The 24,192-nt window shown below is 66.2% G+C and carries 23 protein-coding genes; 15 read left to right on the forward strand and 8 right to left on the reverse strand.

All coding sequences use genetic code 11. From position 1 onward, the window contains the following. Position 1 precedes the first annotated feature (1 nt). Entirely contained in the window at positions 2–772 is a 771-nt protein-coding gene (locus A5760_RS16170; RefSeq protein WP_064882445.1) for an enoyl-CoA hydratase/isomerase family protein, read from the forward strand. Positions 773–793: 21 nt separating this feature from the next. Here the strand turns inward: A5760_RS16170 and A5760_RS16175 are convergent, their stop codons facing one another. Together A5760_RS16175 and A5760_RS16180 are read right to left on the reverse strand one after the other, a co-directional pair. After that, positions 794–1,648, reverse strand: a complete 855-nt coding sequence (locus A5760_RS16175; protein ID WP_082279488.1) for a proline iminopeptidase-family hydrolase — start codon at positions 1,646–1,648, stop codon at positions 794–796. Between the two features lie 12 nt (positions 1,649–1,660). Then, the gene (locus A5760_RS16180) at positions 1,661–2,263 is read right to left on the reverse strand and encodes a cation transporter (protein ID WP_064882448.1); all 603 of its coding nucleotides are present in this window, start codon (positions 2,261–2,263) and stop codon (positions 1,661–1,663) included. Between the two features lie 161 nt (positions 2,264–2,424). On the opposite strand from A5760_RS16180, the gene A5760_RS16185 reads away from it, so the two are divergent. The 4 genes from A5760_RS16185 (at position 2,425) to A5760_RS16200 (ending at position 6,139) form a co-directional block, all read left to right on the forward strand. Beyond that, a complete protein-coding gene (locus tag A5760_RS16185) occupies positions 2,425–2,943 on the forward strand; it encodes a phenolic acid decarboxylase (protein ID WP_064882450.1) in 519 nt (172 codons plus the stop codon). A gap of 137 nt (positions 2,944–3,080) precedes the next feature. Continuing rightward, positions 3,081–4,220 (forward strand): thiolase family protein, encoded by a 1,140-nt coding sequence (locus A5760_RS16190; protein WP_064882453.1) that lies wholly within the window; start codon positions 3,081–3,083, stop codon positions 4,218–4,220. A 7-nt stretch (positions 4,221–4,227) separates the two neighbouring features. Further along, positions 4,228–5,115 (forward strand): methylmalonyl Co-A mutase-associated GTPase MeaB, encoded by an 888-nt coding sequence (meaB, locus tag A5760_RS16195; RefSeq protein ID WP_064882455.1) that lies wholly within the window; start codon positions 4,228–4,230, stop codon positions 5,113–5,115. A 124-nt stretch (positions 5,116–5,239) separates the two neighbouring features. Continuing rightward, positions 5,240–6,139 carry a thiamine pyrophosphate-dependent enzyme gene (locus A5760_RS16200; RefSeq protein ID WP_196772102.1) on the forward strand — a complete coding sequence of 300 codons (900 nt, stop codon included), beginning with the start codon at positions 5,240–5,242 and terminating at the stop codon, positions 6,137–6,139. On the opposite strand, the gene A5760_RS16205 is transcribed toward A5760_RS16200, so the two are convergent. Next, entirely contained in the window at positions 6,132–6,785 is a 654-nt protein-coding gene (locus A5760_RS16205; protein ID WP_064882457.1) for a response regulator, read from the reverse strand. The genes A5760_RS16200 and A5760_RS16205 overlap by 8 nt on opposite strands. Positions 6,786–6,898: 113 nt before the next feature. On the opposite strand from A5760_RS16205, the gene A5760_RS16210 reads away from it, so the two are divergent. Continuing rightward, positions 6,899–8,119, forward strand: coding sequence for a sensor histidine kinase (locus A5760_RS16210; protein WP_064882459.1), 1,221 nt, complete (start codon positions 6,899–6,901; stop codon positions 8,117–8,119). A gap of 164 nt (positions 8,120–8,283) precedes the next feature. On the opposite strand, the gene A5760_RS16215 is transcribed toward A5760_RS16210, so the two are convergent. Next, the gene (locus A5760_RS16215; RefSeq protein WP_064882461.1) at positions 8,284–9,027 is read right to left on the reverse strand and encodes a class I SAM-dependent methyltransferase; all 744 of its coding nucleotides are present in this window, start codon (positions 9,025–9,027) and stop codon (positions 8,284–8,286) included. A 156-nt stretch (positions 9,028–9,183) separates the two neighbouring features. Here A5760_RS16215 and A5760_RS16220 point away from each other — a divergent pair, with 156 nt between their 5' ends. Beyond that, the gene (locus A5760_RS16220; RefSeq protein WP_064882463.1) at positions 9,184–9,897 is read left to right on the forward strand and encodes a glutamine amidotransferase-related protein; all 714 of its coding nucleotides are present in this window, start codon (positions 9,184–9,186) and stop codon (positions 9,895–9,897) included. 68 nt (positions 9,898–9,965) lie between these two features. Here the strand turns inward: A5760_RS16220 and A5760_RS16225 are convergent, their stop codons facing one another. Continuing rightward, a complete protein-coding gene (locus A5760_RS16225; protein ID WP_064882465.1) occupies positions 9,966–11,582 on the reverse strand; it encodes an FAD-dependent oxidoreductase in 1,617 nt (538 codons plus the stop codon). 26 nt (positions 11,583–11,608) lie between these two features. Beyond that, entirely contained in the window at positions 11,609–12,286 is a 678-nt protein-coding gene (locus A5760_RS16230; protein ID WP_064882467.1) for an IclR family transcriptional regulator, read from the reverse strand. A 126-nt stretch (positions 12,287–12,412) separates the two neighbouring features. Here A5760_RS16230 and A5760_RS16235 point away from each other — a divergent pair, with 126 nt between their 5' ends. Genes A5760_RS16235 through A5760_RS16270 form a run of 8 tightly spaced genes read left to right on the forward strand, consistent with a single transcriptional unit; the run spans position 12,413 to position 21,563 of the window. Beyond that, positions 12,413–13,276, forward strand: coding sequence for an alpha/beta fold hydrolase (locus tag A5760_RS16235; protein WP_064882469.1), 864 nt, complete (start codon positions 12,413–12,415; stop codon positions 13,274–13,276). After that, complete coding sequence (locus A5760_RS16240) at positions 13,276–14,997, forward strand: bifunctional 3-(3-hydroxy-phenyl)propionate/3-hydroxycinnamic acid hydroxylase (protein ID WP_064882471.1); 1,722 nt, start codon at positions 13,276–13,278, stop codon at positions 14,995–14,997. Before A5760_RS16235 ends, A5760_RS16240 begins: the two co-directional genes overlap by 1 nt. After that, entirely contained in the window at positions 14,945–15,862 is a 918-nt protein-coding gene (locus tag A5760_RS16245; RefSeq protein WP_064882473.1) for a 3-carboxyethylcatechol 2,3-dioxygenase, read from the forward strand. The genes A5760_RS16240 and A5760_RS16245 overlap by 53 nt, the downstream gene beginning before the upstream one ends. Positions 15,863–15,870: 8 nt before the next feature. Further along, on the forward strand, positions 15,871–17,598 hold the full coding sequence (locus A5760_RS16250) for an FAD-binding protein (protein ID WP_155764353.1): 1,728 nt from the start codon (positions 15,871–15,873) through the stop codon (positions 17,596–17,598). Positions 17,599–17,600: 2 nt separating this feature from the next. Next, positions 17,601–18,902: an LLM class flavin-dependent oxidoreductase gene (locus A5760_RS16255; RefSeq protein WP_064882478.1), complete on the forward strand. Its 1,302-nt coding sequence runs from the start codon at positions 17,601–17,603 to the stop codon at positions 18,900–18,902. 41 nt (positions 18,903–18,943) lie between these two features. After that, on the forward strand, positions 18,944–19,771 hold the full coding sequence (locus A5760_RS16260; protein WP_064882481.1) for a coniferyl-alcohol dehydrogenase: 828 nt from the start codon (positions 18,944–18,946) through the stop codon (positions 19,769–19,771). After that, a complete protein-coding gene (locus tag A5760_RS16265) occupies positions 19,759–20,748 on the forward strand; it encodes a cyclase family protein (protein ID WP_064882483.1) in 990 nt (329 codons plus the stop codon). Before A5760_RS16260 ends, A5760_RS16265 begins: the two co-directional genes overlap by 13 nt. After that, positions 20,745–21,563, forward strand: coding sequence for an alpha/beta fold hydrolase (locus A5760_RS16270; protein ID WP_064882485.1), 819 nt, complete (start codon positions 20,745–20,747; stop codon positions 21,561–21,563). The genes A5760_RS16265 and A5760_RS16270 overlap by 4 nt, the downstream gene beginning before the upstream one ends. A 3-nt stretch (positions 21,564–21,566) precedes the next feature. Here A5760_RS16270 and A5760_RS16275 read toward each other — a convergent pair whose 3' ends face one another. Together A5760_RS16275 and A5760_RS16280 are read right to left on the reverse strand one after the other, a co-directional pair. Beyond that, entirely contained in the window at positions 21,567–23,204 is a 1,638-nt protein-coding gene (locus tag A5760_RS16275) for a multicopper oxidase family protein (protein ID WP_064882824.1), read from the reverse strand. A gap of 207 nt (positions 23,205–23,411) precedes the next feature. Beyond that, positions 23,412–24,179, reverse strand: coding sequence for an SDR family oxidoreductase (locus A5760_RS16280; protein WP_064882486.1), 768 nt, complete (start codon positions 24,177–24,179; stop codon positions 23,412–23,414). Positions 24,180–24,192: the final 13 nt, after the last annotated feature.

Genomic DNA, 24,192 nt, shown 5'->3' on the forward strand with positions numbered 1-24,192 from the left:
CGTGTACGACATGCCTACCGAAATCGACGTTCAGGCCGACGGTGCCCTGCGCATCATCACGCTCAACCGCCCGGATTCGCTCAACTCGGTCAATGACAACCTGCACGTCGGGCTCGCGCGGCTCTGGCAGCGACTCACCGATGATCCCACCGCCCGCGCCGCGGTGATCACCGGTGCCGGGCGGGCGTTTTCGGCCGGCGGCGATTTCACGTATCTGGAGGAGCTGGCGAACGACGCTGAGCTGCGCGCCAAAACCATCCGGGACGGGCGCGAGATCGTGCTGGGCATGGCCCGCTGCCGAATTCCGGTGGTGGCGGCGGTCAACGGCCCCGCCGTCGGGCTGGGCTGCAGCCTGGTTGCGCTCAGCGACATCGTCTACATCGCCGAAAGCGCCTATCTGGCCGACCCGCACGTGCAGGTGGGGCTGGTGGCCGCCGACGGTGGACCGCTGACCTGGCCGCTGCACATCAGCCTGCTGCTGGCCAAGGAATTCGCCCTCACCGGCACCCGGATCAGCGCACAGCGGGCCGTCGAGCTCGGCTTGGCCAATCACATTGCGGACGACCCGGTCGCGGAGGCGATCGCCAGCGCCAAAAAGATTCTGGAGCTCCCTCAGCAGGCGGTGGAGAGCACCAAGCGGGTGCTCAACATTCATCTGGAGCGGGCCGTGCTCGCCAGCCTGGACTATGCGCTGTCGGCCGAGAGCCAGTCGTTCGTGACCGAGGACTTCCGGGCCAACGTCGCAAAATTCAACGCGGCCAAGAAGAACTGAGGTTGTAGCCGCCCGACGGCCTCAGGCATCATGCCGGCGCAGGAAGTCGCGCATCACCGCATCGAACCTGTCCGGCTCTTCGATGAACGGCATGTGTGCGCTGGCCTCGAACAGCTCGAACCGTGAACCCGGTATGCGCTGGTGCATTTCCCACATGTGTTCGGGCACGCATTCGTCGTATCGACCCGCGAGTACCAGTGTCGGCGCGGCGATTTCGCCGAGCCGGTCGACCACATCCCAGTTCCGGATCGTCCCCACGATGTGAAAGTCGCTGGGGCCGAACATGGTCTCGAAAACTTCGGCGCCCATGTTGCGGAACGCATCCTCGAGCTCGCGCGGCCACGGGCGTACCCGGCACAGGTAGGTTTCGTTCCAGGTTCGGATGGCGGCCTGATACTCGGGCGCGTGCGTGCTGCCGGCGGCCTCGTGCCGGTCGATGGCGGCCTGGGTGGCGGGGTCCAGTTCAGATTTCAAGCGCGCCACCATCTTCGCGAACTCCGGTATGGACGCGATGCTGTTGGAAATGGTCAGGCTCGCGGCGCCGGCGGGCGCCGCGTCGAGCACATACTGTTGGGCCAACATTCCGCCCCAGGAGTTGCCGAAGAGGTGGAAGCGGTCCAGGCCCAGGGCTCGCACCACGGCATCCACCTCGGCCACCGAGCGCTCCATCGTCCAAAGATCGCGGTCGGGTGGGCATTTGGAGTTTCCGCAACCGAGCTGATCCCAGAAGATGACCTCGCGCTCCGTGGCCAACCGCCCCAATGACCGCAAGTAGTCGTGCGGCAGGCCCGGTCCGCCGTGAATGACGAGCAGCGGAAGACCCGCGCCGCCGCCGGTCCGCCTGAACCACACGTTGCCGCCCGGGACCGCGACCATTCCCTGAGTCATTCATCCACCCTCGGTGAAGAAGATTTCGTGGACCTCACGCAGCGCGTAGAACACGAGCACGTAGCCGGCGAGGGGGTCCGCCCACCACCACCCGGCGATGCTGTTCAGCAGTAGGCCGAGTAGCACGGCGGCGGCCAGCAGGCCGTCGATGAGGGTTACGCGGCCCTCGGTGGTGAGCACGGGGTTGCTCAGGGCGGCACCGGTTCGGGCCTTGCCGGCCGCAAGCGCGAACATCGTCGCTGCGGTGACCGTCGTCCAAGCGATGCCAAGGGACGAGGGCTTGGGGTGAAAGCCGGCAACCAGGACCGTCGTTGACTGCACCGTCAGGTAGATACCTAGCGCTCCGAAGGCGGCGCCAATGAGCCGCAACGCTTTTCGTCGACGGGCTGCTCCAGTTCCGGAGAGCTCCCAGATCACCGCCAATGAGGCACCGATCTCGATCAGCGAGTCCAAACCGAACCCGGCCAGCGCCACGGATTCGGCCTCGATGGCGGCTGACGCGAGGATAACGATGCCGACCGCGTTCCAGAACAGGGTGGCGTATTCGAGGGCAAATCCGCGCCGCAGCAGAGACCGGCGTGCGGCCTCGTCCAGGTGGCTCATCGGAATCAGTCTCACATATCCGCATACCGCATATCGCCATGGCCGATGTCGTCCATTGACTGTCCAGGAAAGGTCGACGTTGCCGGGCCCGGCCGCCGCAGCCCCCGTTCCTGGCAGGATCTCCTAGTATAGAAGCTGCGGCCCAAATGGGAGGAACGGCAATGACCAGTGTCACGAATCCGATCCCGTCGCAAGATCTTTCGGGAATCGTCGGACATCGCTTCATTTACACCTACGCCAACGGATGGCAGTACGAAATGTACGTCAAGAACGCCGGCACCATCGACTATCGCATCCACTCCGGACATGTCGGAGGCCGCTGGGTCAAAGGCCAGGAGGTCGACCTGGTCCAACTCGACGACGACAGTTTCAAAATTTCCTGGACCGAACCCACCGGCACCTGCGTGGCCGTCAACGTTCTGCCCGCCAAACGCCGCATCCACGGCGTCATCTTCTTTCCGCAGTGGATCCGCGTGCACGGTGAACACACCGTCTGCTTCCAGAACGACCACCTGGATGAGATGCGGGCCTACCGTGACCGGGGACCGACCTACCCCATCTACGAAGTCCCCGAATTCGCCTATATAACCCTGTTCGAATACGTCGGAACCGACGACGAGACCGTCATCGACACCGGTCCCGAACACCTCCCGCCAGGGTGGTCGAACCGCACCAACTAGTGGACGCCGCCGCTGCGCCGCGCTCCGCTACGGGGCGCTTGTTGCGACTCGCACTCTCGCAATGAGAGAATATGATTCTCATGATGTGCGGACGCCTCTCGGGGCGCCGCACCTGCTGGTTGAACTGGAGAAGACCCGTGTCTGAAGCCGTCATCGTGTCCGCCCTGCGCACCCCCATCGGCACCGCCCGCAAGGGCACACTGCGCGATACCAGTGCGTTCGATCTGGCGCAGCATGTGGTGACCGAAGCGGCGAGAGATCTCGACCCCGCGCAGGTCGACGATGTGATCCTGGGCGAGGGCCTCTATGGCGGCGGCGTGATCGCCCGCCACGCCGCCATCACCGCCGGGCTGTCGCACGTGCCCGGGTTGGCCAACAACCGGCACTGCGCGGCCGGTCAGGCGGCGGTGCAGAGCGCGGCGGCAAGCGTGCGCGCCGGGATGGACGAGCTGATCATCGCCGGCGGCGTGAATGCGGCGTCGACGTCGCCACGCTCCCGCATCCAGGTGGACGGCGAATGGGTCGACTGGTTCCCCCCGACCCACCCCGACCGGCCCGACGCGCCGAACATGGACATGTCGATCACCGTGGGCTGGAACGCCGCGGTCAAGGCCGGTGTGAGTCGCGAGGAGATGGACGCCTGGGCGCTGCGGTCACACCGCAATGCCATCGCCGCCATCGACGAAGGCCGCTTCAAGGAGGAGATCGTCCCGATCGAGACGCCGCACGGCCTGTTCTCGGTCGACGAGCACCCGCGCCGCGACACCACGATGGAGAAACTGGCCGCGCTCAAGCCGCTGCACCCCGAGATCGAGGGTTTTTCGATCACCGCGGGCAACGCGTGCGGCGCCAACGACGGTGCGGCGGCGCTCGTCATCGCCAGCGACCGGCTCGGCATGCCCGCGCTGGCCACCATCCGGTCCTGGGCATCCGTCGGCGTCGACCCGGCGATCACCGGCCTGGCGCCGGTGGAGGCGATACCGAAAGCCCTTAAGCGGGCCGGACTTTCGACCTCCGACGTCGACCTTTTCGAGATCAACGAAGCCTTCGCCGCGATGTGCGTGGCCACCATCAAACTGCTCGAGCTCGACCCCGACAAGGTCAACGTCAGCGGCAGTGGCTGCTCGCTGGGGCACCCCGTCGCGGCGACCGGAGCCCGGATGCTGGTCACCCTGGTGCACGAATTGCGCCGCCGCGGCGGTGGCATCGGCGTCGCGGCGATGTGCGCGGGCGGTGGAATGGGCTCGGCGACCGTGATCGAGGTCCCGGCTCCATAATGCGTACATGATCATCGCTGACCTGATTGCCCGCGCGCGCAACGGATCTCCCCGCGCGGCCGGTCGGCTGCTCAGCCTGGTCGAGGGCGACCAGCGCGACGAGGTCCTGGAGAATATCGGTCCCGCGCCGCAGAGCACGGGGCCGGTCGTCGGCATCACCGGGCCGCCGGGCGCGGGAAAGTCGACGACGGTCGCCGCCTTGGTCGCCGCCTACCGCGAGCGCGGCAGCCGGGTGGCCGTGCTGGCGGTGGACCCGTCGTCCCCGTTCAGCGGCGGAGCCCTGCTGGGCGACCGAATTCGAATGGCCGCGCATATCAACGACTCCGACGTACTCATCCGTTCGGTGGCCACCCGTGGGCATCTGGGCGGCCTGGCTGCCGCGGTGCCGGCGGCCATCCGGTTGCTGGGCGCGATCGGTTACGACGTGGTCCTGCTGGAGACGGTGGGGGTGGGGCAGTCCGAGATCGAGATTGCCGCCGTCGCCGACCCGACCGTCGTCATCCTCAATCCCGGCGCGGGCGACGCGGTGCAGGCCGCCAAGGCGGGTGTGCTGGAAGTCGCCGACATCGTGGCGGTCAACAAGGCGGACCGGGACGGCGCCGAACAGACGGTTCGGGACCTTCGGGCCGAAACCAGCGCCCCCATCGTTTCGCTGATCGCTGCGCGGGGTGAGGGCATCGAAGACCTGATGGCCGCCATCGAGGACCACCGCCGCGCCGACAGTCGCGCCCGACGGCTGGCCCGCGCCCGAGCGCAGATTCTGTCGCTGGCGCAAACCCGGCTACGGACCCAGCCCGATCTCGACCGGCTTGCCGAGGCGGTCGTCGACGGCGACCAGGACCCATACACGGCCGCTGATCAGCTGATCTCACCTCCGTCGCCCGGAACGGACTGACGGCCCCGCTGTCCCCCGATCGGGGGACACGCGCATTCATCACCTTTGCTGACCGATTGGTGGAGGTGCGGCCGGGCGCAATCGCCCTACGTTGAGCGTGTTCGCTTGAGAGTAGGAGACCGACATGACTCACACACCCCAGACTTCGGCAGCACTGGTCCGCGACGACCGGTTGGAGCTGTATCACCGGATGTGGGTTCTGCGACTGCTCGACATGGCGTTGGATGAGCTGCGCGTCGACGGTCTGATCGACGACGGCGCGCGTGCGGAGTTCGGGCAGGAGGCTGTGGCTATCGGCACGGTTGCGGCGCTGAGGCCGGGCGACCTGGTCAACGCCGGCACGCCGCAGTTCCGGCACGCTCAGCAGGTAGGCCTGGCCCTCCCGCTGGGGCCGGCCATCGCCGAGACGATCGGCCCCAAGCGCCGCGCCGGCGGCGGGGCGGCCGACTGGAAGCGCTCACTGGCCAACGAGACAGCGCTCGGGCAATCGACTCTGTTTGCGCTGGGTGACGCCAACACTCAGCGAATGACCGGCGAGGGCAAGGTCAGTTTGTGTGTCATCGGTGGCCGCGACACGCACTCCGTCGAGTTCACCACTGCCGCAAGGATCGCCGTGCAATGGCGGCTGCCGGTGGTGTTCGTCGTTGAAAACATCCGCGGTGGATTCAACGCCCGTCGGCGCGCCTACGAATTCAACACGATGCCTATGCTTCCGGTCGACGGCAGGGACGTTGTGGCGGTGGCCGACTCGGTCGCCGAGGCGGTACACCTGGCGAGCGCCGGCGACGGCCCCGCGTTGGTCGAGGCGATCACTTACCACACGAATCACCCCGCGGCCGTCGACCCGCTGGTCTTCACGCGTCGGCAACTGATCGCGGCCGGCAGCGACAGCGACCACCTCTACGAGGTGGAACGGGGCGCACGCCACCTGGTGGCCGAGGCGATGGCTTCGGCGAAGGCATCCGTGCGGCCGCAACAGATTCCGCCCGTGCCAGATTCGAATCCCTGGTCGGCCGCTAGCTGAGCAGCCCTTGCCGCATTGCCTCGGCGACGGCGGCGGCGCGGTCGCTGACACCGAGCTTCTCGTAGAGGCGTTGCACATGCGTTTTCACCGTCGACGGGGCCACAAAGAGCTCACCCGCAATCGCAGGGATGCTCTGACCGCGGGAGATCCTCTGGAGCACCTCACGTTCGCGCGCACTCAACACCGGCGCGGACGGCTCCGCGCGCTGCCGGATCTCCGCGGCGAGGCCGCCGACCAGCGCGGGCGCCACCACGTCATGCCCCTGCGCGCAGTCGAGTACGGCCTTGACGATCTCGCTGCGCGTCGAGTCTTTCAGCACGAAGCCGGCCGCACCCTGCTGCAGCGCCTGGTACACGATCGCCGACTCGTCGTGCGCCGAGATCAGCAACACCCGGGTGGCCAATCCCTGCGTTCGCACGGCGGCCGCCACCTGGGCGCCGTCCATGCCGGGCATCCGGTAGTCGAGCAGCGCGACGTCCGGCACGTGCGACTTGATCAATTCCAGTGCCGCAGAGCCGTCTTCCGCTTCACCGACGACGTCGACCGAACCGCTCGACGCCAGCGCGCGCACCACGCCCTCGCGAAAAAGCGGGTGATCATCGCCGACAACCACCCGCACCGTTTCGGGGGTAGCCGCGCCGACCATGGCGACGAGTGTAGCGGCTTGCCCAACAGCGGCGTTCGCATTCTCGGGGCGGCATGATGAGTCATTTTCGAGATTGCTTCGGGGCGGCAGACGCGGATGAGTACGGTGATCGGGTGGCGGTCGCCGATGACGTAGAGCTGGAACGGGTTCGCACGGTTCACCAGTTGCGCTCGTACCGCATCGGCTCGGTGCTGCGGATCGGTGTGGTCGGCCTGATGGTCGCGGCCATGATCATCGGCACCAGCCGATCGGAGTGGCCGCAGGAAAGCGTGCTGATCGTCCTGTACGCGCTCGTGGCGCTCAGCGCGCTGGGATTGGCTTTCGCTCCGTTCCGTCGATGGATCGGAATGGGCCGATTGGTTGCGATCGGCCGGTTGGAGCCGTTTGTCTTCACCGTCATCGACATCGTCGTGCTGACCGTCTTCCAGCTGTTGTCCACCAACGGCGTCTACCCGCTGCTGATCATGGCGATGTTGCCGGTCCTGTTGGGACTTGACGTCTCCTCTCGCCGGGCGGCGGTGGTGCTGATCTTCTCCATGCTCGGATTCGCCATTGCCGTGCTGCAAGATCCGGTGATGTTGAGCGAGGTCAAGTTGCCGGAGGCGGGATTTCGGTTCCTGCTCTATGCATTCCTTTGTTGCGCGGCCTTCTTGGTGGTGCGCATCGAGGAGCGTCATACCCGCTCGGTGGCCGGATTGAGCGCCTTGCGAGAGGAATTACTAGCCCAGACGATGAACGCTTCGGATGTGTCGCAGCGTCGGATCTCGGAATTCATCCACGACGGGCCCCTGCAAGACATCCTTGCCGTGCGCCAAGAGCTCGTCGAATTGGACGCGGTGCTCGACGGCGATGAGCGGGTCGGCCGGGCGCTGGCCGGTTTGCAGACGGCCTCGGAACGATTGCGGCAGGCCACTTTCGAACTGCATCCGGCGGTACTCGAGCAGGTCGGGCTGGGCGCCGCGGTGCAGCAGCTCGCGGAGTTCACCGCACAGCGGTCCGGCATCGACATCACCACCGACATCGAGTATTCGACGCGCAGCGCCATCGATCCCGTCATGTTCGGCGTGGTGCGCGAGTTGTTGTCCAACGTGGTGCAACATGCTGCGGCCCGCAGCGCGACGGTCATACTCGGGATCACTGACCAGACTTGCGTTTTGCACGTGGTCGACGACGGGGTGGGGTTCGGCCATGAGACGGTGGCGCGCCGCCTGGGGGAGGGCCACATCGGTCTGGCGTCGCACCGCGCCCGGGTGGAGGCCGCCGGGGGAGCACTGGTGTTTCTCGACGTCCCGGTGGGCACCCACGTCTGCGTCGAGGTGCCGCTCAAGGACTGACGGCTCCGGGGCCGTCGACCTTCGGTGGTCACACGAGTCACATGGGTATCAGTTTGGCTGGCATGAAGTGAGTTTGGTTTGCGCTATCATCGGCGCTATCACATATGAGACTCACCTATTGGTCGGGCACACAGCCGGCTTGACGGCTACCGGAGCCGAGCGTCTCACTCGCAATCGCTGACGAGTAGGCGGTAGCCGGCGTCGAGCTGTTGTTTTTCAAGCAGTTCCGCGTGTTGTTGTTGCCATCGTCCGGAGTGCAGGTCGGCCGCAAGGCGGAGCAGTCCTTCGGCTAGGACGCCTTCGTCGGCATAGGCCAGCATGGAGATACCGGCGCGGACGGTGGCGTCGAGGTAGGCCTCCGGCCGGCGCCAAAAGGCGGCGCCGAATCCGTCCGTGCAGTCATGCGGTACGGGCACGGTGCGCACCTGCGCGCCACCCAACAGCTCTACCAGTCGTTCAATCGGTACGTACAGCGCCTTGTTGATCCGAGCGGCGTCGGGCAGATATTCACGCAGCAACCAGAAGTCGTCGATCACCGCTTGATCCCAGGTGAAAACCACGATTCGGTGACGGCTGACCCGGCGCAGCTCGCCGATCCCGGCGGGGAGATCGCTCCAGTGATGCACGGTCAGCAAGGCCATCGAGGCGTCAACGCATTTGTCTCGCAGCGGCAATGCCTCCGCCACGGCCTGGACACAAGGGGCCGCTTGCGGTGAACGCTGGGCGATCATCACCATGCTCGGCTCGATCGCGGCGACGGTCTGGGCCGGTTCGTAGGAGCCTGTGCCGGCCCCTACGTTCACGATGGTGTCCGTCGTGGCGAGTGCGGTATGCACTTGCAAAGCAATCCGCGGGTCTGGTCGACGGGTACTGCGATAGGTCGCGCCGATCCGGTCGTAGGCGACCATCAACCCAGAATGACGCAGGGTGGACCGAATGCGCCAGTACGAGCATGAATTAATCAGCACCAGTGGTCGTCGGGGGCATACGCTTCTGACCGGAAACAACTTGCGCGTAGAACCGCGGGCTGCCACCCTTGAGGGCCCAGCACGGAAGAGCCAGCGATGAACGATCCGTTAAACGTCGTGGTGATCGGCGATTTCGACAGCTCGTATGCGCCTCATGTTGCCACCAATAACGCGATAAGCCATTCAGCGAAGTTGCTCGGCTTGCAGGCTCCCGTGACTTGGCTGGCGACCGAATCACTCGAAACGGACCTCCGGCCGGTCACGACCGCGGATGCGTTGTGGTGCGCTCCCGGCAGCCCCTATCGTAGCTTGCGCGGAGCCCTTGCTGCGTTGCGCTTCGGGCGCGAAGGCCATGTGCCAACGTTGGGTACATGTGGCGGATACCAGCACATCGTTCTTGAATTCGCACGCAACGTACTCGGCTTCCAAGACGCGCAACATGCCGAATACGACCCGTACGGGTCTCGCCTGTTCATCTCATCGCTGACTTGTTCCCTGGCGGGGCTGACCATGCCGGTCAACCTTGAGCCGGGATCCGTGGCCGCGCACTGCTATGGGGAGTGCCGAGTCTACGAAAAGTACTACTGCAACTTCGGGTTGAATGCGGCCTATCGAACGGCGCTAGAGGAAGGTGGGCCGCGGGTCACCGGACTCGACGATGACGAAGAAGCCCGCGTCCTAGAACTACCGGGCCATCCCTACTACATCGCCACGTTGTTCGTTCCCCAGAATCGCTCGACCGTCGAGGAACCTCATCCGCTCGTGACACGACTGTTGTCTGAGGCCGCCAACCGCAAACTCGCCGCGTAGCACAATCGGCCAGCAACTGGGTCGGGACCGATGCCGTAACCGCCCATGCTCGGCGCACAAGGCGTCCGCTACTTCAGGTCGACCGACTTCCCGGTGGCGGCCGCGTGACCCGCTCGGTAACCGAAAACCATTGCCGGGCCCAGTGTTCCGCCGGCACCCCCGTAGGCCCGCCCGGTCACGCCGCCCATCGCATTGCCCGCAGCGAACAGGCCCGGTATCGGTTCGCCGCCGACATGCAGAACGCGGGCATCGTGATCGGTGCGCGGCCCGCCCTTGGTTCCCATCGCACCGATGCTCACCGGCACCGCGTAGAACGGGGCGGTATCGATCGGGCCCAGCGTCTTACCGGCCGGCGTGGTCGCGCTGTCATCGCCCCAGTAGCCGTCGTAGGCGCTAGAGCCGCGGCCGAAGTCGGGGTCGGCGCCGGCGGCCACGTGACGGTTCCAGCTCTCGACCGTGCGGGTCAGGCCGTCGGCGTCGATACCGGTCTTGGCGGCCAACTCGGCGAGGTCCGCCGACTCGCAGAACCAGTCCGGGACAGGTTGTCCCGGTTCGATGCCGAGAAAACCGTAGCGCTGCAGGTGAATCGAGTCGAACACCATCCATCCGCGATCGTTGACATAGCCGCCGCGAGGGTCCAGGTAGTGGAAGGCGCCGGCCATCGAGTTGTAATCGCATGCCTCGTTGACGAAGCGCCGGCCGGCCGAGTTGACGATGATGCTGCGCGGCCGTGTTCGCTCCAGCCGCACGCTGCGGCTGCGCGGCTTGCCCTCGATGGTGTCGCCCGGGATTTGCACGATCGGCACCCACCAGGCTTCGCCCATGTTGGCCAGGTCGGCCCCGTGCTCCATCGCCATGCGCAAGCCGTCGCCGGTGTTGTTGGGCGGCGAGACCGCGCCGTGCATGGGGCCGCGCAGAAAGGCTTGTGTCAGAGCCGGATCCCATTCGAAGCCGCCGGTGCCGAGGATGACCCCGTGCCGCGCGCGAACACTGATCGTCCCATCCGGCAGGGCCACGCGCACCCCGGTGATCTCGCCGTCTTCGGCGATGAGGCCTTCGGCCCGGGCGTTGGTGTGGGGGGTCACCCCGGCATCCAGCAGGCCTTTGAGCAGGCCCGCGATCAGCGCGGTGCCGGCGACGCACAGATGGCTGGTTCGCTCGTCGATCGCCGCGTGCAGGCGCGCTCTGGTCTCGGCGTCGAAGCCGACGTTAGACCAGTCGGCCGGGAAAGACGTTATCTGCGTAGCCCATTCGCCGAGCTGGGCCAGGTCGAAGGGGGCCGCGCTGAGCGACCTGCCCCCGCCCGGCTGCCCTCCCGGTAACTCGGGACGGTAGTCGGGGAATCCGGTCGCGATCTCGAACTGAAGGCCGCTGTGTGCCTCGATGAAATCGAGCATCGCCGGTCCGGTGCGCACGAACGTTTCCACCAGCTCGTCGTCCATCGATCCCAGCGACTGTGCTCGCAGGTACCGCAGCGCGTCGGCGGGCGTCAATTCGCCGTCGGGAGAACGGTTATGGGCGGGGATCCACACGATGCCGCCGGACACGGCGGTGGTGCCGCCGACGCTCGGGGCCTTCTCGTAGACCTCCACCGAGGCGCCCGCGACGGCCGCTGTCAGTGCGGCGGTGAGGCCGGCGCCGCCACTGCCGAGCACGACGACGTCGACTTCGTGGTCCCATGACATGGACTGCTATCCCTTCAGCTCAGTGGCTAGCTCAGGAGCTCGGCCAACTGCTTGGCGGCCTTGACGACCGCATCCTTTCCGCGCATCACGACATCTTCTCGGTGTGAGATGAGGTTGATGCACGTCGGTGGGGACGGCACCGGACGGCGCACCCCCACGGCCAGGCCGTAGGTATTCGGTTCGATCTCACCGTAGGTCGTCACCCAACCACGTTCGCGCGCACGGGAAACCAGCTCGCGTTCCCCAGGGCGTGGAGGCATGCACGCGAGCAGGGCGATCCCGGCGGCGCCGCGGTCCAGCGGGTAGCGGCTGCCTTCGTGGAAGGAAAGCTGGTAGGCGACATGGCTGGGCACGATCACCGCGATCGCCACCTGCTGGTCGCCTTCGGCGATGAGCAGGGACACGGTGGTGCCGAGCTCGTCGGCCAGCGCCCGCAGCGTCGGCAGACTCACTTGTCGCACGTTGCGGTCGAACGAAGCGCCGAGCACGGCCAGGCCCGCGGCCGGCCGGTAGCGGCCGTCCTCGCCCTTGGCCACCAGCCGGAACTCGGCCAACGTCGTCAGCAGCCGATAGGCGATGGTGCGGTGGACCCCCACCTGATCGGCGAGCTGTTGCACCGTCAGTCCACCGGGGGAGTCCGCCACCATCTGCAGCGCGGTCAGACCCCTGGCCAGGGTCTGCGAACCGGTACCGGACCCCGTCACAGCCTTGACAGACCTTCCCGCGAGAGCGAAGCTCTATATATAACGCACATCAGTGTGCGATATTAGCACACAGGATACGCCGAAAACGAGAACGAGATTTCCCCGATCTGGAGGCCGGACAGCACCGTGGCGGAGTTCGAGAGCATCTGGAGCGATCTCCAGGGCGTCGCGTTTGAGCAGGGCTACCTCGACGCCGGAGGAATACGGACCCGCTATCTGCGTGCCGGCGATCCGGGCAAGCCGGTACTGGTGCTGCTGCACGGATCCGGTGGCCACGCCGAGGCGTACGTCCGCAATCTGGGCGCGCACGCCGAGCATTTCTGGACCTGGTCGATCGACATGCTGGGCCACGGATACACCGATAAGCCGGGTCATCCGCTGGAAGTCGCGCACTACGTCGAACACCTGATGGCGGTGCTGCGCACCATCGGTGTGGACCGCGCCTACATCAGCGGTGAATCGCTCGGGGGTTGGGTGGCCGCCCGCACCGCGGTCGACCATCCGGATGTGGTTGAGCGCCTGGTGCTCAACACCGCCGGCGGTTCGCAGGCCGATCCCGCGGTGATGCAACGGATCATCACGCTGTCGATGGCCGCCGCCGAGAACCCGACCTGGGAGACGGTGCAGGCGCGCATCAAATGGTTGATGGCCGACAAGTCGAAGGATTACGACGACCTGGTTGCCAGCCGCCAACGGGTTTATCGCCAACCGGGATTCGTCTCCGCCATGAGCGACATCATGGCGTTGCAGGATCCGGAAATCCGCGCGCGCAACATCCTCGGCCCGGACGAATACGGGTCGATCATCGCCCCGACGCTGGTGCTGTGGACCAGTGACGACCCCACCGCCGACGTGACGGAGGGCCGTCGCATGGCGTCGATGATTCCGGGCGCGCGCTTCGAGATGATGCCCGGTTGCGGCCACTGGCCGCAGTACGAGGACCCCAAGACTTTCAATCAGTTGCATCTCGATTTCCTGCTGGGCCGGTAATGGCCGCACCGGGGCAGGAGGTACCTGACATCGAGACGGACGTGCTCGTGGTGGGCGCAGGGCCGGTCGGTTTGACCCTCGCCAATATCCTTGGGCTGCAAGGCATCCGCACGGTCGTGGTCGACGAACGGGACACCCTCATCGACTACCCCCGCGGGGTGGGCCTGGATGACGAGGCGCTGCGGACCTTCCAGTCGATCGGGCTCGCCGAGCGGGTGCTGCCGCACACCGTGCCCAACCAGATTCTTCGGTTCGTCGACGCCAAGCGTCGAGTGCTCGCCGAAATGGCGCCGCCGGACGCACGTTTCGGGTGGCCTAAGCGAAATGGCTTCGTGCAGCCGCTCGTGGACGCCGAATTGCTGGCCGGCCTGGACCGATTCGAACACGTCCAGGTGCGGTGGGGACGCCCGATGACGGCATGCCAGGAAAGCGCCGACGGGGTGACCGTCGAACTCGGTGACGCCGACAACGACGGTGACACCTCGCGTGTGCGGGCGCGCTATGTGGTCGGCTGCGACGGCGGCCGCAGCATGACCCGCCGGGTGATGGGTGTGTCGTTCGACGGAACGACGTCGTCGACCCGGTGGCTGGTGGTCGACATCGCCAACGACCCGCTGGGCCATCCGAACAGTGAGGTCGGCGCCGACCCCGAACGCCCGTATGCCTCGATCTCTATCGCCCACGGAATTCGCCGCTTCGAGTTCATGATTCACGCCGACGAAACCGATGAGCAGGCCGAAGATCCCGCGTTCCTGACGCAGATGCTGGCCCGGATGGTGCCGCACCCCGACCGGGTCGACGTGATCCGGCGCCGGGTGTACACCCACCACTCGCGGATCGCCGGCGCGTTCCGCCAGGGCCGGCTGCTGCTGGCCGGGGACGCGGCCCACCTGATGCCGGTGTGGCAGGGCCAGGGGTACAACAGCGGGATCCGCGACGCGGCGAACCTGGGCTGGAAGCTCGCCGCGGTGGTGAGTGGGCGGGCCGACGACAAGCTGCTGGACACCTACGACGTGGAACGCCGCAAGCACGCCCGCGCGATGATCGACCTGTCCACCATGGTGGGCCGGGTGATCTCGCCGACCAACCGCCGGGTGGCGACCGCCCGGGATCTGCTGGTGCGCTCGGCGTCAATTGTCCCGTCGCTCAAGCGATATGTGCTGGAGATGCGGTTCAAGCCGATGCCGCGCTATGAACACGGGGCCGTCGTACACGCCGCGCCGGGCCGCACCGATTCGCCGGTCGGAACCCTGTTCATCCAGCCCCGCGTCGATACCCGGGACCAGCAGAACGTGATGCTCGACGACGTGCTCGGTTCGTGGTTCGCCGTGCTGTGCTGGAACAACAACCCGCGCAAGATTCTCGGCGATGTGGCGTTCGCGAACTGGAAAGCCCTGGGCGCCCGGTTCTTTGCGCTCCGCCCGGCGACCCAACTGCACTGGACCGGACACGACGACCCCGATGTCGTGGTGGTCGGTGACCGGCACGGTGGCCTCAAATCCTGGTTCGACGCCCACTCCGACTCGGTGCTGTTCCTGCGCCCCGACCGGTGCATCGCGGGTGCCTGCATCGCTCAGCGCGCCCCCGACCTGAGCGCCGCACTCTTTGACGCACTCACACTCACGCCGCGAGGGGGTGATTTGCAAAGTGGCACTGGCTCTGTGCTGTATGTCGCACAGCCCTCTCCTGAATCTTCCGGGGCCGTCGCAGGACCTGCTTGACGACATCGAAGGCGCGATCGCCGCGGCGCGCGCCTTCGTCGAGGAGTATGACCCCGAACTGGTGGTCAGTTTCTCTCCGGATCACTACAACGGCTTCTTCTACAAGGTGATGCCGCCCTTCTGCATCGGCACCAGCGCCTGCGGAGTCGGCGACTACGGCACCCACGCCGGTCCGCTGAACGTGCCGGAAACGCTTGCGACCGAATGCGCGAGGGCGGTCCTCGACGCGGGCGTTGACATCGCGGTGTCGGCAAGCATGGACGTGGACCACGGCACGGTTCAGCCACTGGAAAAGCTCTTCGGCCACGCCACCGCCCGTCCCGTGATACCGATCTTCGTCAACGCCATCGGCGTGCCGCTGGGCCCGATGCATCGCTGCCGTGCGCTCGGCAGGGCCGTCGGCGACTATCTGGCCACCCTGGACAAGCGAGTTCTGATCCTGGGATCCGGTGGGCTCTCGCACAGCCCGCCGGTGCCGACCCTGGCGACCGCGCCCGCCCCGGTGCGGGAGCGGATCGTGCACGGCCGGCCGATGACGTCCGAGCAGCGGCAGGCCCGGCAAGCCGCCGTCATCGACGCGGCCAAGAGTTTCGCCGCCGGCGACAGTGAGTTGCAGGCGCTCAACCCGACGTGGGACCAGCGATTCCTGGAAATCATCGACGGAGGATGGCTGAGCGAATTGGATGGGTGGTCGAATTCGTTCGTCTCCCATGAGGGCGGCAGCTCCGCGCAGGAGATCCGCACCTGGGTGGCGGCGTTCGGGGCGCTGGAAGCGGCAGGGCCCTACGAGACCACCGAGCGCTATTACAAGCCCGCGCCCGAACTGATCGCCGGTTTCGCCATCAGAACGGCACTTCCGAAATGACGGCGGCATTGGACGGTTTCGATCAGGTTGTCGACGTGCTCATCGTCGGGTCCGGCGGCGGCGGCATGACCGCGGCGCTGACGGCGCAGGCCGCCGGGCTCGACGCACTGGTGATCGAAAAGTCGTCCCACTTCGGGGGTTCCACCGCTTTGTCGGGTGGCGGCATCTGGGTGCCCGGGGCTCCCGCGCAGCGGCGGGAGGGCTATGTGCCCTCACCCGAAGCCGTGGTGGGCTACCTCAAGCTGATCACCGACGGATTGGTCAGCGAGGCCCGGCTGCGGCAATACGTCGAAAGCGCGCCGCAAATGCTGCAGTTCTTGGAGCAGCTTTCCGGATGGTTCGAATTCGTCTGGAAGCCCGGCTATGCCGACTACTACCCCGAGCTGCCCGGCGGCTCCGAGCTCGGCAGCACGATCAACGTGCCCGCGATCGACCTGCGGAAGTTGGGTCCCGACGAGCAGAAGCTGCTCGCGCCCCTGGCGCTGGCCCCGAAGGGAATCTGGTTGGGGCCCAAGGACCTGCGCACGTTCTATCGGATCAGGCAGTCGTGGGCGGGCAAGGGCGTGCTGATCAAATTGATTGGGCGAATGGTCCGGGCGAGGGTGTTCGGTGAGCGGATGGCCGCGATCGGACAGTCGCTGGCGGCCCGGCTCCGGCTGGCGTTGCGGGAGCGCGGTATCCCGCTCTGGCTGGACTCGCCGATGGTGCAGCTGCTCACCGACGCCGACGGGTCGGTCACCGGCGCGGTGGTGGAGCGCGACGGCAAGGCGCAGCGGATCGGTGCGCGGCTGGGGGTCATCCTGGCGTCCGGCGGATTCGACCATGACCTCGCCTGGCGCAAAGAGCTTCTGCCCGAGGTGGACCAGGACTGGAGCTTCGGCAACCCCGCGGCCATGGGCGACGGCATCCGCGCCGGCCAAGAGGTGGGCGCCGCAACGGATCTGCTCGACGAGGCCTGGTGGTTTCCGGCGATCCAGTGGCCGGACGGCCGTATGCAATTCATGCTCAACGAACGGATGATGCCGGCGCAGTTCATCGTCAACGGTGCCGGCAAGCGCTTCATCAACGAGGCGGCTCCCTACATGGACTTCGGTCACGCCATGATCGACGGCCAGCGATCCGGCGTCACGCACATCCCGTGCTGGCTGATCACCGACTACAGGTCGTTCAACCGCTACGTCGTCGGGGGGCACCTGCCGATACCCAAGATTCCGGGAGCGCCGGTGCCGACCGGCCGCAAGATCCCACCGGCCTGGCTGGAATCGGGCGTCGTCAAAGCGGCCACGACGTGGGACGAAATGGCGGCCAAGATCGGCGTGCCCGCGGACCAGCTTGCCGAAACCGCCCGCCGTTTCAACGAACTCGCCGGCAAGGGCCACGATGACGATTTCAACCGCGGCGACAGCGTGTACGACAACTACTACGGCGACCACACCCTGCCCAACCCGAACCTGTATCCGCTTGGCGATCCGCCGTACTACGCCTTCCGGATCGTTCTCGGCGACCTCGGGACCTCGGGCGGCCTGCTGACCGACGAACACGCCCGCGTGCTGCGGGCCGACGGCAGCGTGGTGCCCGGCCTGTACGCGGTGGGTAACACGTCCGCGCCGGTGATGGGCCGCAGCTACGCCGGTGCGGGCGCGACCATCGGCCCAGCCATGACCTTCGGCTATGTCGCGGCGAAACACATTGCGGCCCAAGCAGCCAACCGAACCGTTAATACTCATAGGAGGTAACGATGAAAATCTCACTGTTCTACGAATTCGCTCTGCCGCGGCCCTGGGCACCCGACGACGAACACGTCCTGCTGCAGGACTGTCTCAACGAGGTCGAGGCCGCCGACAAAGCGGGCTTCTCCACCGTGTGGCTGACCGAGCACCACTTCCTCGAGGAGTACTGCCACTCGACGGCACCGGAGATCTTCTTGGCCGCGGCCAGCCAGCGGACCAAGAACATTCGCCTGGGATTCGGCATCATGCACCTGCCGCCGGTGGTCAACCACCCCGCCCGGGTGGCCGAGCGCATCGCCACCCTCGACCTGCTCTCCAACGGCCGCGTCGAATTCGGTACCGGCGAGTCGTCATCGGTCGGTGAGCTCGGCGGGTTCAACATCGACCCCGCCGACAAGCGCGCACAATGGGAAGAGGCGCTCGAGGTCTCGATCCGCTGCATGATCGAGGAGCCGTTCACCGGCTTCAACGGCGAACACGTCCAGATGCCCGCGCGCAACGTCGTTCCCAAGCCGCTGCAAAAGCCGCACCCGCCGGTCTGGGTCGCCTGCACGCGGCCGGCCAGTGTGCAGATGGCCGCCCAAAAGGCGATCGGCGCCTTGAGTTTCGCCTACACCGGTCCCGGACCCCTGACCGAGCGGGTCAACGGCTACTACAAGGAATTCGAGGAGAACGGCGTGCCGGTCACTCCCCGGATCAACCCGAACATCCTGGCCATCGGCGGGGACCTGTCCATGATGGTGGCCAAGACCGACGAGCAGGCGTTGCAGCGGCTCGGGCAGGGCGGCGGCTTCTTCTCGTTCGGCATCATGCACTACTACATGACCGGAGTGCACACGCCGGGGCGCACCGGAGTCTGGAAGCGCTACCTCGAAGAGGTGGAGAAGGATCCGACGCTGGCGTACGGGCCCGGCCGGGGCGCCATCGGCTCTCCGGCCACGGTGCGCGAGTTCCTGCGCGGCTACGAGGAGAGCGGCGTCGACGAGATCATCTTGCTGCTCAACCCGCGTAGCCACGAGGGCACCATGGAATCCATCGAGCTGATGGGCAAAGAGGTGCTCCCCGAATTCATCGAGCGGGACGCAAAGGCCGTGGCGGAAAAGGCGAAACGGCTGGAGCCCGTCATCGAAAAGGTGGAGGCGCGCCGGCCGAAATCGACCGCCCCGCAATTCGACGAGGATTACTCGTTCGGTGGACTCCCGACCGGTCGCGGCGGTAAGTTCACCGCCAGCGAGATCCCCGAAGCAATGGCGGAGATCAACGAAGGCCGCGTACAGGCGGCGCAGCGCGCAAAGGACCAGCAGAAGTAGTGCCGGACGGCATCTGAGCCGGGAGAATTTCGAGGCGAGCCTTGGGAGAGATCGACGAGCTGTGGCGCTACGACGGCCGTCGTGCGGTGGTGACCGGATGTGCGTCCGGCATCGGCGAACACGTGGTGCGTCAGCTCACCGAGCTTGGGGCCGAAGTCATCGGGTTGGACAAACGGCGACCGGACTTCGCGATCGACGAGTTCCATGAGGTCGATCTGGCCGATCAAACATCGATCGAGTCGGCGGTCAGCGCGGTGACGGGTCAGGTCGATGCGCTGTTCAACGTTGCGGGCGTGTCGTCCGGGATCGGCGATCCGCCACTCGTGGTGACCATCAACTTTTTGGGGATGCGCCACGCCACCGAGGCACTCGTTCCGAAGATGGCCGCGGGATCGTCCATCGTGAGCGTGTCATCGCTCGCGGCGGCCGCATACCGGGAGCACCTGGCGGAGGTGGCGCCGCTGCTTTCCACCGCGACGATGCAGGAGGGTATCGACTGGTGCGCCGGGCATCCCGATGCGCTGGGCACCGGCTATCAGCTGTCCAAGGAAGCGATCATCCTCTACACCATGCGCAGCGCAACGCCGCTGGGCGCGCAGGGAATCCGCATCAACTGCACCGGACCAGGGGTCACCGAGACGCCGATCCTGGACCAGCTGCGCACCGCGTATGGACAGGGTTTCCTCGACGACATTCCCAAGCCGCTGGGCCGTGTCTCCGGTCCCGCCGAGCAGGCCGCGGTGCTGCTGTTCCTGAATAGCAATGCCGCCAGCTATATTTCGGGCCAAGTGTTGTGGGTCGACGGCGGAAACGTGGGCGCCGCAATCGCGCGTGAACTCGAGGAAGGGCATGCCCCGTGGCCAGTGTGACCGACTTTCGCCGTACCGCACGCGATGTCAGCAACTGGGGCCGTTGGGGCGATGACGACGAACTCGGCACGCTGAACTTCATCACCGAGGAAAAGATCGCCCAGGCCGCAGGCCTGGTCCGACACGGCAAAGTATTTCCACTCGGCGTGGACTTCGGCTCCTCGGGGCCACAGGGCGCCTTCGGTTTTCGGCACAATCCGATCCACGTGATGACGGTGGACGGCGGTGACGCCAGCACGCTGGCCAAGTACGGGCCGGATTGGGACCGGAACCCGACGGCGGCGCAGATGGGCCCGTACTTCGTCGACAACCTGTTCCGGTTCAACGACGACATGATCATCATGCCGTTGCAGGCGGCCACCCAATGGGACGCGTTGTCGCACGTCTATTACGACGACCAGCTCTACAACGGGATCCCCGCGGGTTCGGTGACCAGCCTCGGTGCCCGCCGGCTCGGCATCGAGAAGGTGGACGGTAAGGGCATCACCTCACGCGGTGTGCTGCTGGATCTGGTGCGTCATCGCGGCGCGGAGGTCTTCCTGGAGCACGGAAACCCCATCACGCCCGAGGAATTGGACGACGTGGTCCGGGCGCAGGGCGTGGCGATCGGACGTGGCGACATCCTTCTCATCAAAACCGGTTGGTGGACAAGGTATCTGCAGACGGGAAACAAGACCGAACAATATTCCGGCCTGGACTGGCGATGTGCCCAGTGGCTGCACGATCACGAAATCGCGGCGGTCGCGTCCGACAACCTCCAAGTCGAAGACCCGGTGTCCGGGGTCGACGGTGTGTTCTTGCCCTTCCACCTGCTGACGCTGCGCGACATGGGGCTGATGCTCGGTGAGTACTGGGACCTGACCGCACTGGCAGCCGATTGCGCCGCCGACGGCGTGTACGAGTTTCAACTCATCGCACCACCGCTGAGATTCGTTGGGGCAGTGGGCTCACCGGTGAACCCGATCGCGATCAAATGATGCAGCGCAAAACCCTGTCGGTTGACGGCCTGGCCACCAGCTACCTGGAAGCCGGCGACGGCGACCCGGTGGTATTGCTGCACGGGGGTGAGTTCGGCGCCGGCGCCGAACTCGGCTGGGAACGCAACATCGCCGCGCTCGCCGCGCGGTATCGCGTCCTGGCGCCGGACCAGCTGGGATTCGGGCAGTCCGCGAAGGTCATCGACTTCGTCGACGGCCGCGGCATGCGGATCCGGCATGTGGCGCGGTTCTGCGAACTGCTCGGCGTCGACACGGCGCACTTCGTGGGCAATTCGATGGGCGCCATCAACCTGCTCACCGACGCCACGTCCGACGCACCACTACTCTCGGTGCGCAGCTTGGCAATCATCTGTGGCGGTGGAGAGATCCAGCAGAACGAGCATTTCGAGGCGCTGCAGAACTACGACGCGACGTTGCCCGCGATGCGCCGCATCGTCCACGCGCTGTTCTTCGACTCCGGCTACCCCGCCGACGACGACTACGTGCGTCGCCGCTACGAGTCGAGCACCGCGCCGGGAGCATGGGAAGCCATCGCCGCGGCCAGGTTCCGGCGCCCCGGCGCCACGCCGTCCGCGACCCCGTCTACCACCCGGGCCTACGAACGCATCGGCGTGCCAACGCTTGTCGTCGAAGGGGCGGGGGACAAGCTCCTTCCCACCGGCTGGTCCGCCGAGATCGCCAAGCAGATCGACGGGGCCCGTTCGGTTGTGGTCGACAAGGCCGGACACTGCCCCCAGATCGAGCAGTCCTCGGTGGTCAACGAGTTGCTGATGGATTTCCTGGGCGCACTCTGAGTGTCAGAAGCTGTAATCCAGGCGGGTCATCATTCCGGCCACCTGGTGATAGGTGTTGTGGCAGTGCATCACCCAGGTCCCGGGATTGTCGGCAACCAGGGCGGCGACGAGCTTCTGCTTGGGCAGCACCATAACGGTGTCCTTGCGGGCGCCGGGGCTGCCGTCAGCCCTGATTATCTGGAACGTATGCCCGTGCAGGTGAATTGGGTGATACATCATCGTGGTGTTGTCGAACGTGATGGTGGGCCGTTGGCCCTGCTGGACGTGCAGCGGATTCGTCGTGCCGTAGGGCTCCCCGTTGATCGTCCAGTTGTATTGCATCATGTTCCCGCCCAGGACCACGGGGAGATCGAGACCGGGATCGGGACGTCCTAGGTTGACCGGCGTTGTGGCCGTGAACATTTCGACGGTTCCAACCCGCTTGGTGAGTTCGCCCGGCTGAAACTGCGGGTCGGGGGCGCTGCCCGAAGCCGTGGAGAACAACGCGCGGGCCAGGCCGTTCTTGCCTTCGGCGACCGCGACCAGTGGGAAGACGCCGTCCGCGGCGGTCACAGTCACGTCGTAGCGTTCGGCCATCCCGATGAGCAGCGCGTCCACCTGCGCGGGGACTACGGGGTAGCCGTCGGTGTGAGTCACCGTCATCGCATGGCCGGCCAGTGCGACCCGGAAGGTGGTGTCGGACGCAGTGTTGATGAAGCGGATCCGGATGCGCTGGCCCGGCTTGGCATTGAATGTCGTGGGGGAAGCGGGGATTCGACTGTTGATCAGATAATACGGGTAGGCGATATCACCGGCGTCGCCACCGAGCAGGTCGCTGGTGCCGACACCCGCCGCGGCGGGCGGCGGTGGCGGGCTCGTCGAGGTTGTCGTGCTGGTCGATGTCGTCTCGCTCGTCGTCTCCGTAGTCGTTTCTGCGGACGATGTCTCGGTCGTTGTCGGAGTTGTCGACGTTGTCGAGGTCGTCGCTTCGGGGGCGTTCTGCGGGGGCTTGTTCGGGTTGCTCAGTTCGGTGTAGAGCTGCTGCGGGCTCTTCCCGACCCCATCGGTCCAATCGTCAAGGACGACGATCCATTCGGCGTCGTAATTGCCCTCGGTCGGGTCGTCGACGATGACCGGCAGATAGAGACCGGTGTCCTCGTCCAGGCCGGTGTGCGGGTGCGCCCAGTAAGTACCCGAATTCGGCACGGAGAATCGGTAGGTGAAGTCGTGGCCGGCGGCGATGTTGGGTGTGGCCGGCTCGGCGCCGTCCATGTCGTTGCGCAGCGCGATGCCGTGCCAATGTACCGATGTCGGATGATCGAGCCGATTCGACACCGTCACCTCGACCTCGTCACCGGTGCGGGCGCGGACCACCGGGCCCGGGATGCTATTGCCGTAGGCCAGCGTGCGCACGACCGGCCCACCCAGGTCGACCTCGACCGGCTGGGGTGTGAGCGTGGCGGTGACGGTGCGACCGCTATGCGGCCGGGCGGCCTCGGTTTCGGTGATGGCGGCGGTCAGCCGGGCGTTGCCCGTCGGATCCGGTTTGGATTGGCTGCACGCCGTCAGCGCCAATCCGCCGGCGATGCCCGCGGCCATGAAACCGCGTCTGGTGAGCCGAGTTCTGCCGACAGGGACACCGCTTGTGGGCTGCACGGGCAATCGGTGCTCCTCGTCTTTGGCTCGCCCCAACGTTCTCGTGCTTGGATGCTAGGCGGAGCGCAACCGCGAGCGCTAGACCCACCACTGATCGCGCGGAGGCATACTCCCGAGCGCTGTGACAGTACGCAATCACTTCAATGTGATTCCGCGTAAACGTATCTGGGGGCAGGGAGCGATACTCGATGTCGCCACTTGCGCACTCTCGCCCTACTGGGCACCGCTCGCTGCCTGCGCAGCCATCCAGTCGCTGAAGGTGGTGGGGTAGACGGCAACTTGTTCGTCGTCGGTGGGAACGATGCTGCGGTCGTCGAGAACCGCACCGTAATAGCGGGCATCGTTATCCGTCACCACCGTGCGCGCATCACCTGCGGCCGCAAACCGCGTGCGGATGAAGTCGTCCATACCATGCTTTTCGGGACCGGCGATGTTGATCACCCCGTTGACTGGATCGCCCGTCGCCGCACGGGTGACCGCCAGGGCCACATCCGCGGCCGCAATCGGCTGGAACGCCCCGTGCGGGGCACGGACGGTGTCGCCTTCGGCCAACGAATCAGCAATGCCGTCAACGAATTCGAAGAACTGCGTTGCCCGTACGATCGAATACGGCTGTCCCGATTCCACGATCACTTTTTCCTGTGCAACCTTGGCTCGCATGTAGCCACTTTCGGCCGCCCGGTCGGCGCCCACGATCGACAGGGCGACGTGATGCTGTACGCCCGCGGCCCGCTCCGCGTCCAGCAGGTTGCGGGTAGACGTGGTGAAGAAATTCAAGACGTCGTCGTCGGCCCAGGACGGCGAGTTGGACACGTCCACGACCGTGTGGACTCCTGCGACGGCGTCGGCGACACCTTCACCGGTCACGGCATTGACGCCCGTGCTCGGCGACGCCGGGACCGCCTCGTGTCCCAGTTCGGTGAGCCTGGCGACGACCTGTGACCCGATCAGCCCGCTGCCACCTATTACCAACACCTTCATGATTACGCCTTTC

Source organism: Mycobacterium colombiense (assembly GCF_001665835.1).
In the GTDB taxonomy this organism is placed as follows: Bacteria; Actinomycetota; Actinomycetes; order Mycobacteriales; family Mycobacteriaceae; genus Mycobacterium; species Mycobacterium colombiense_A.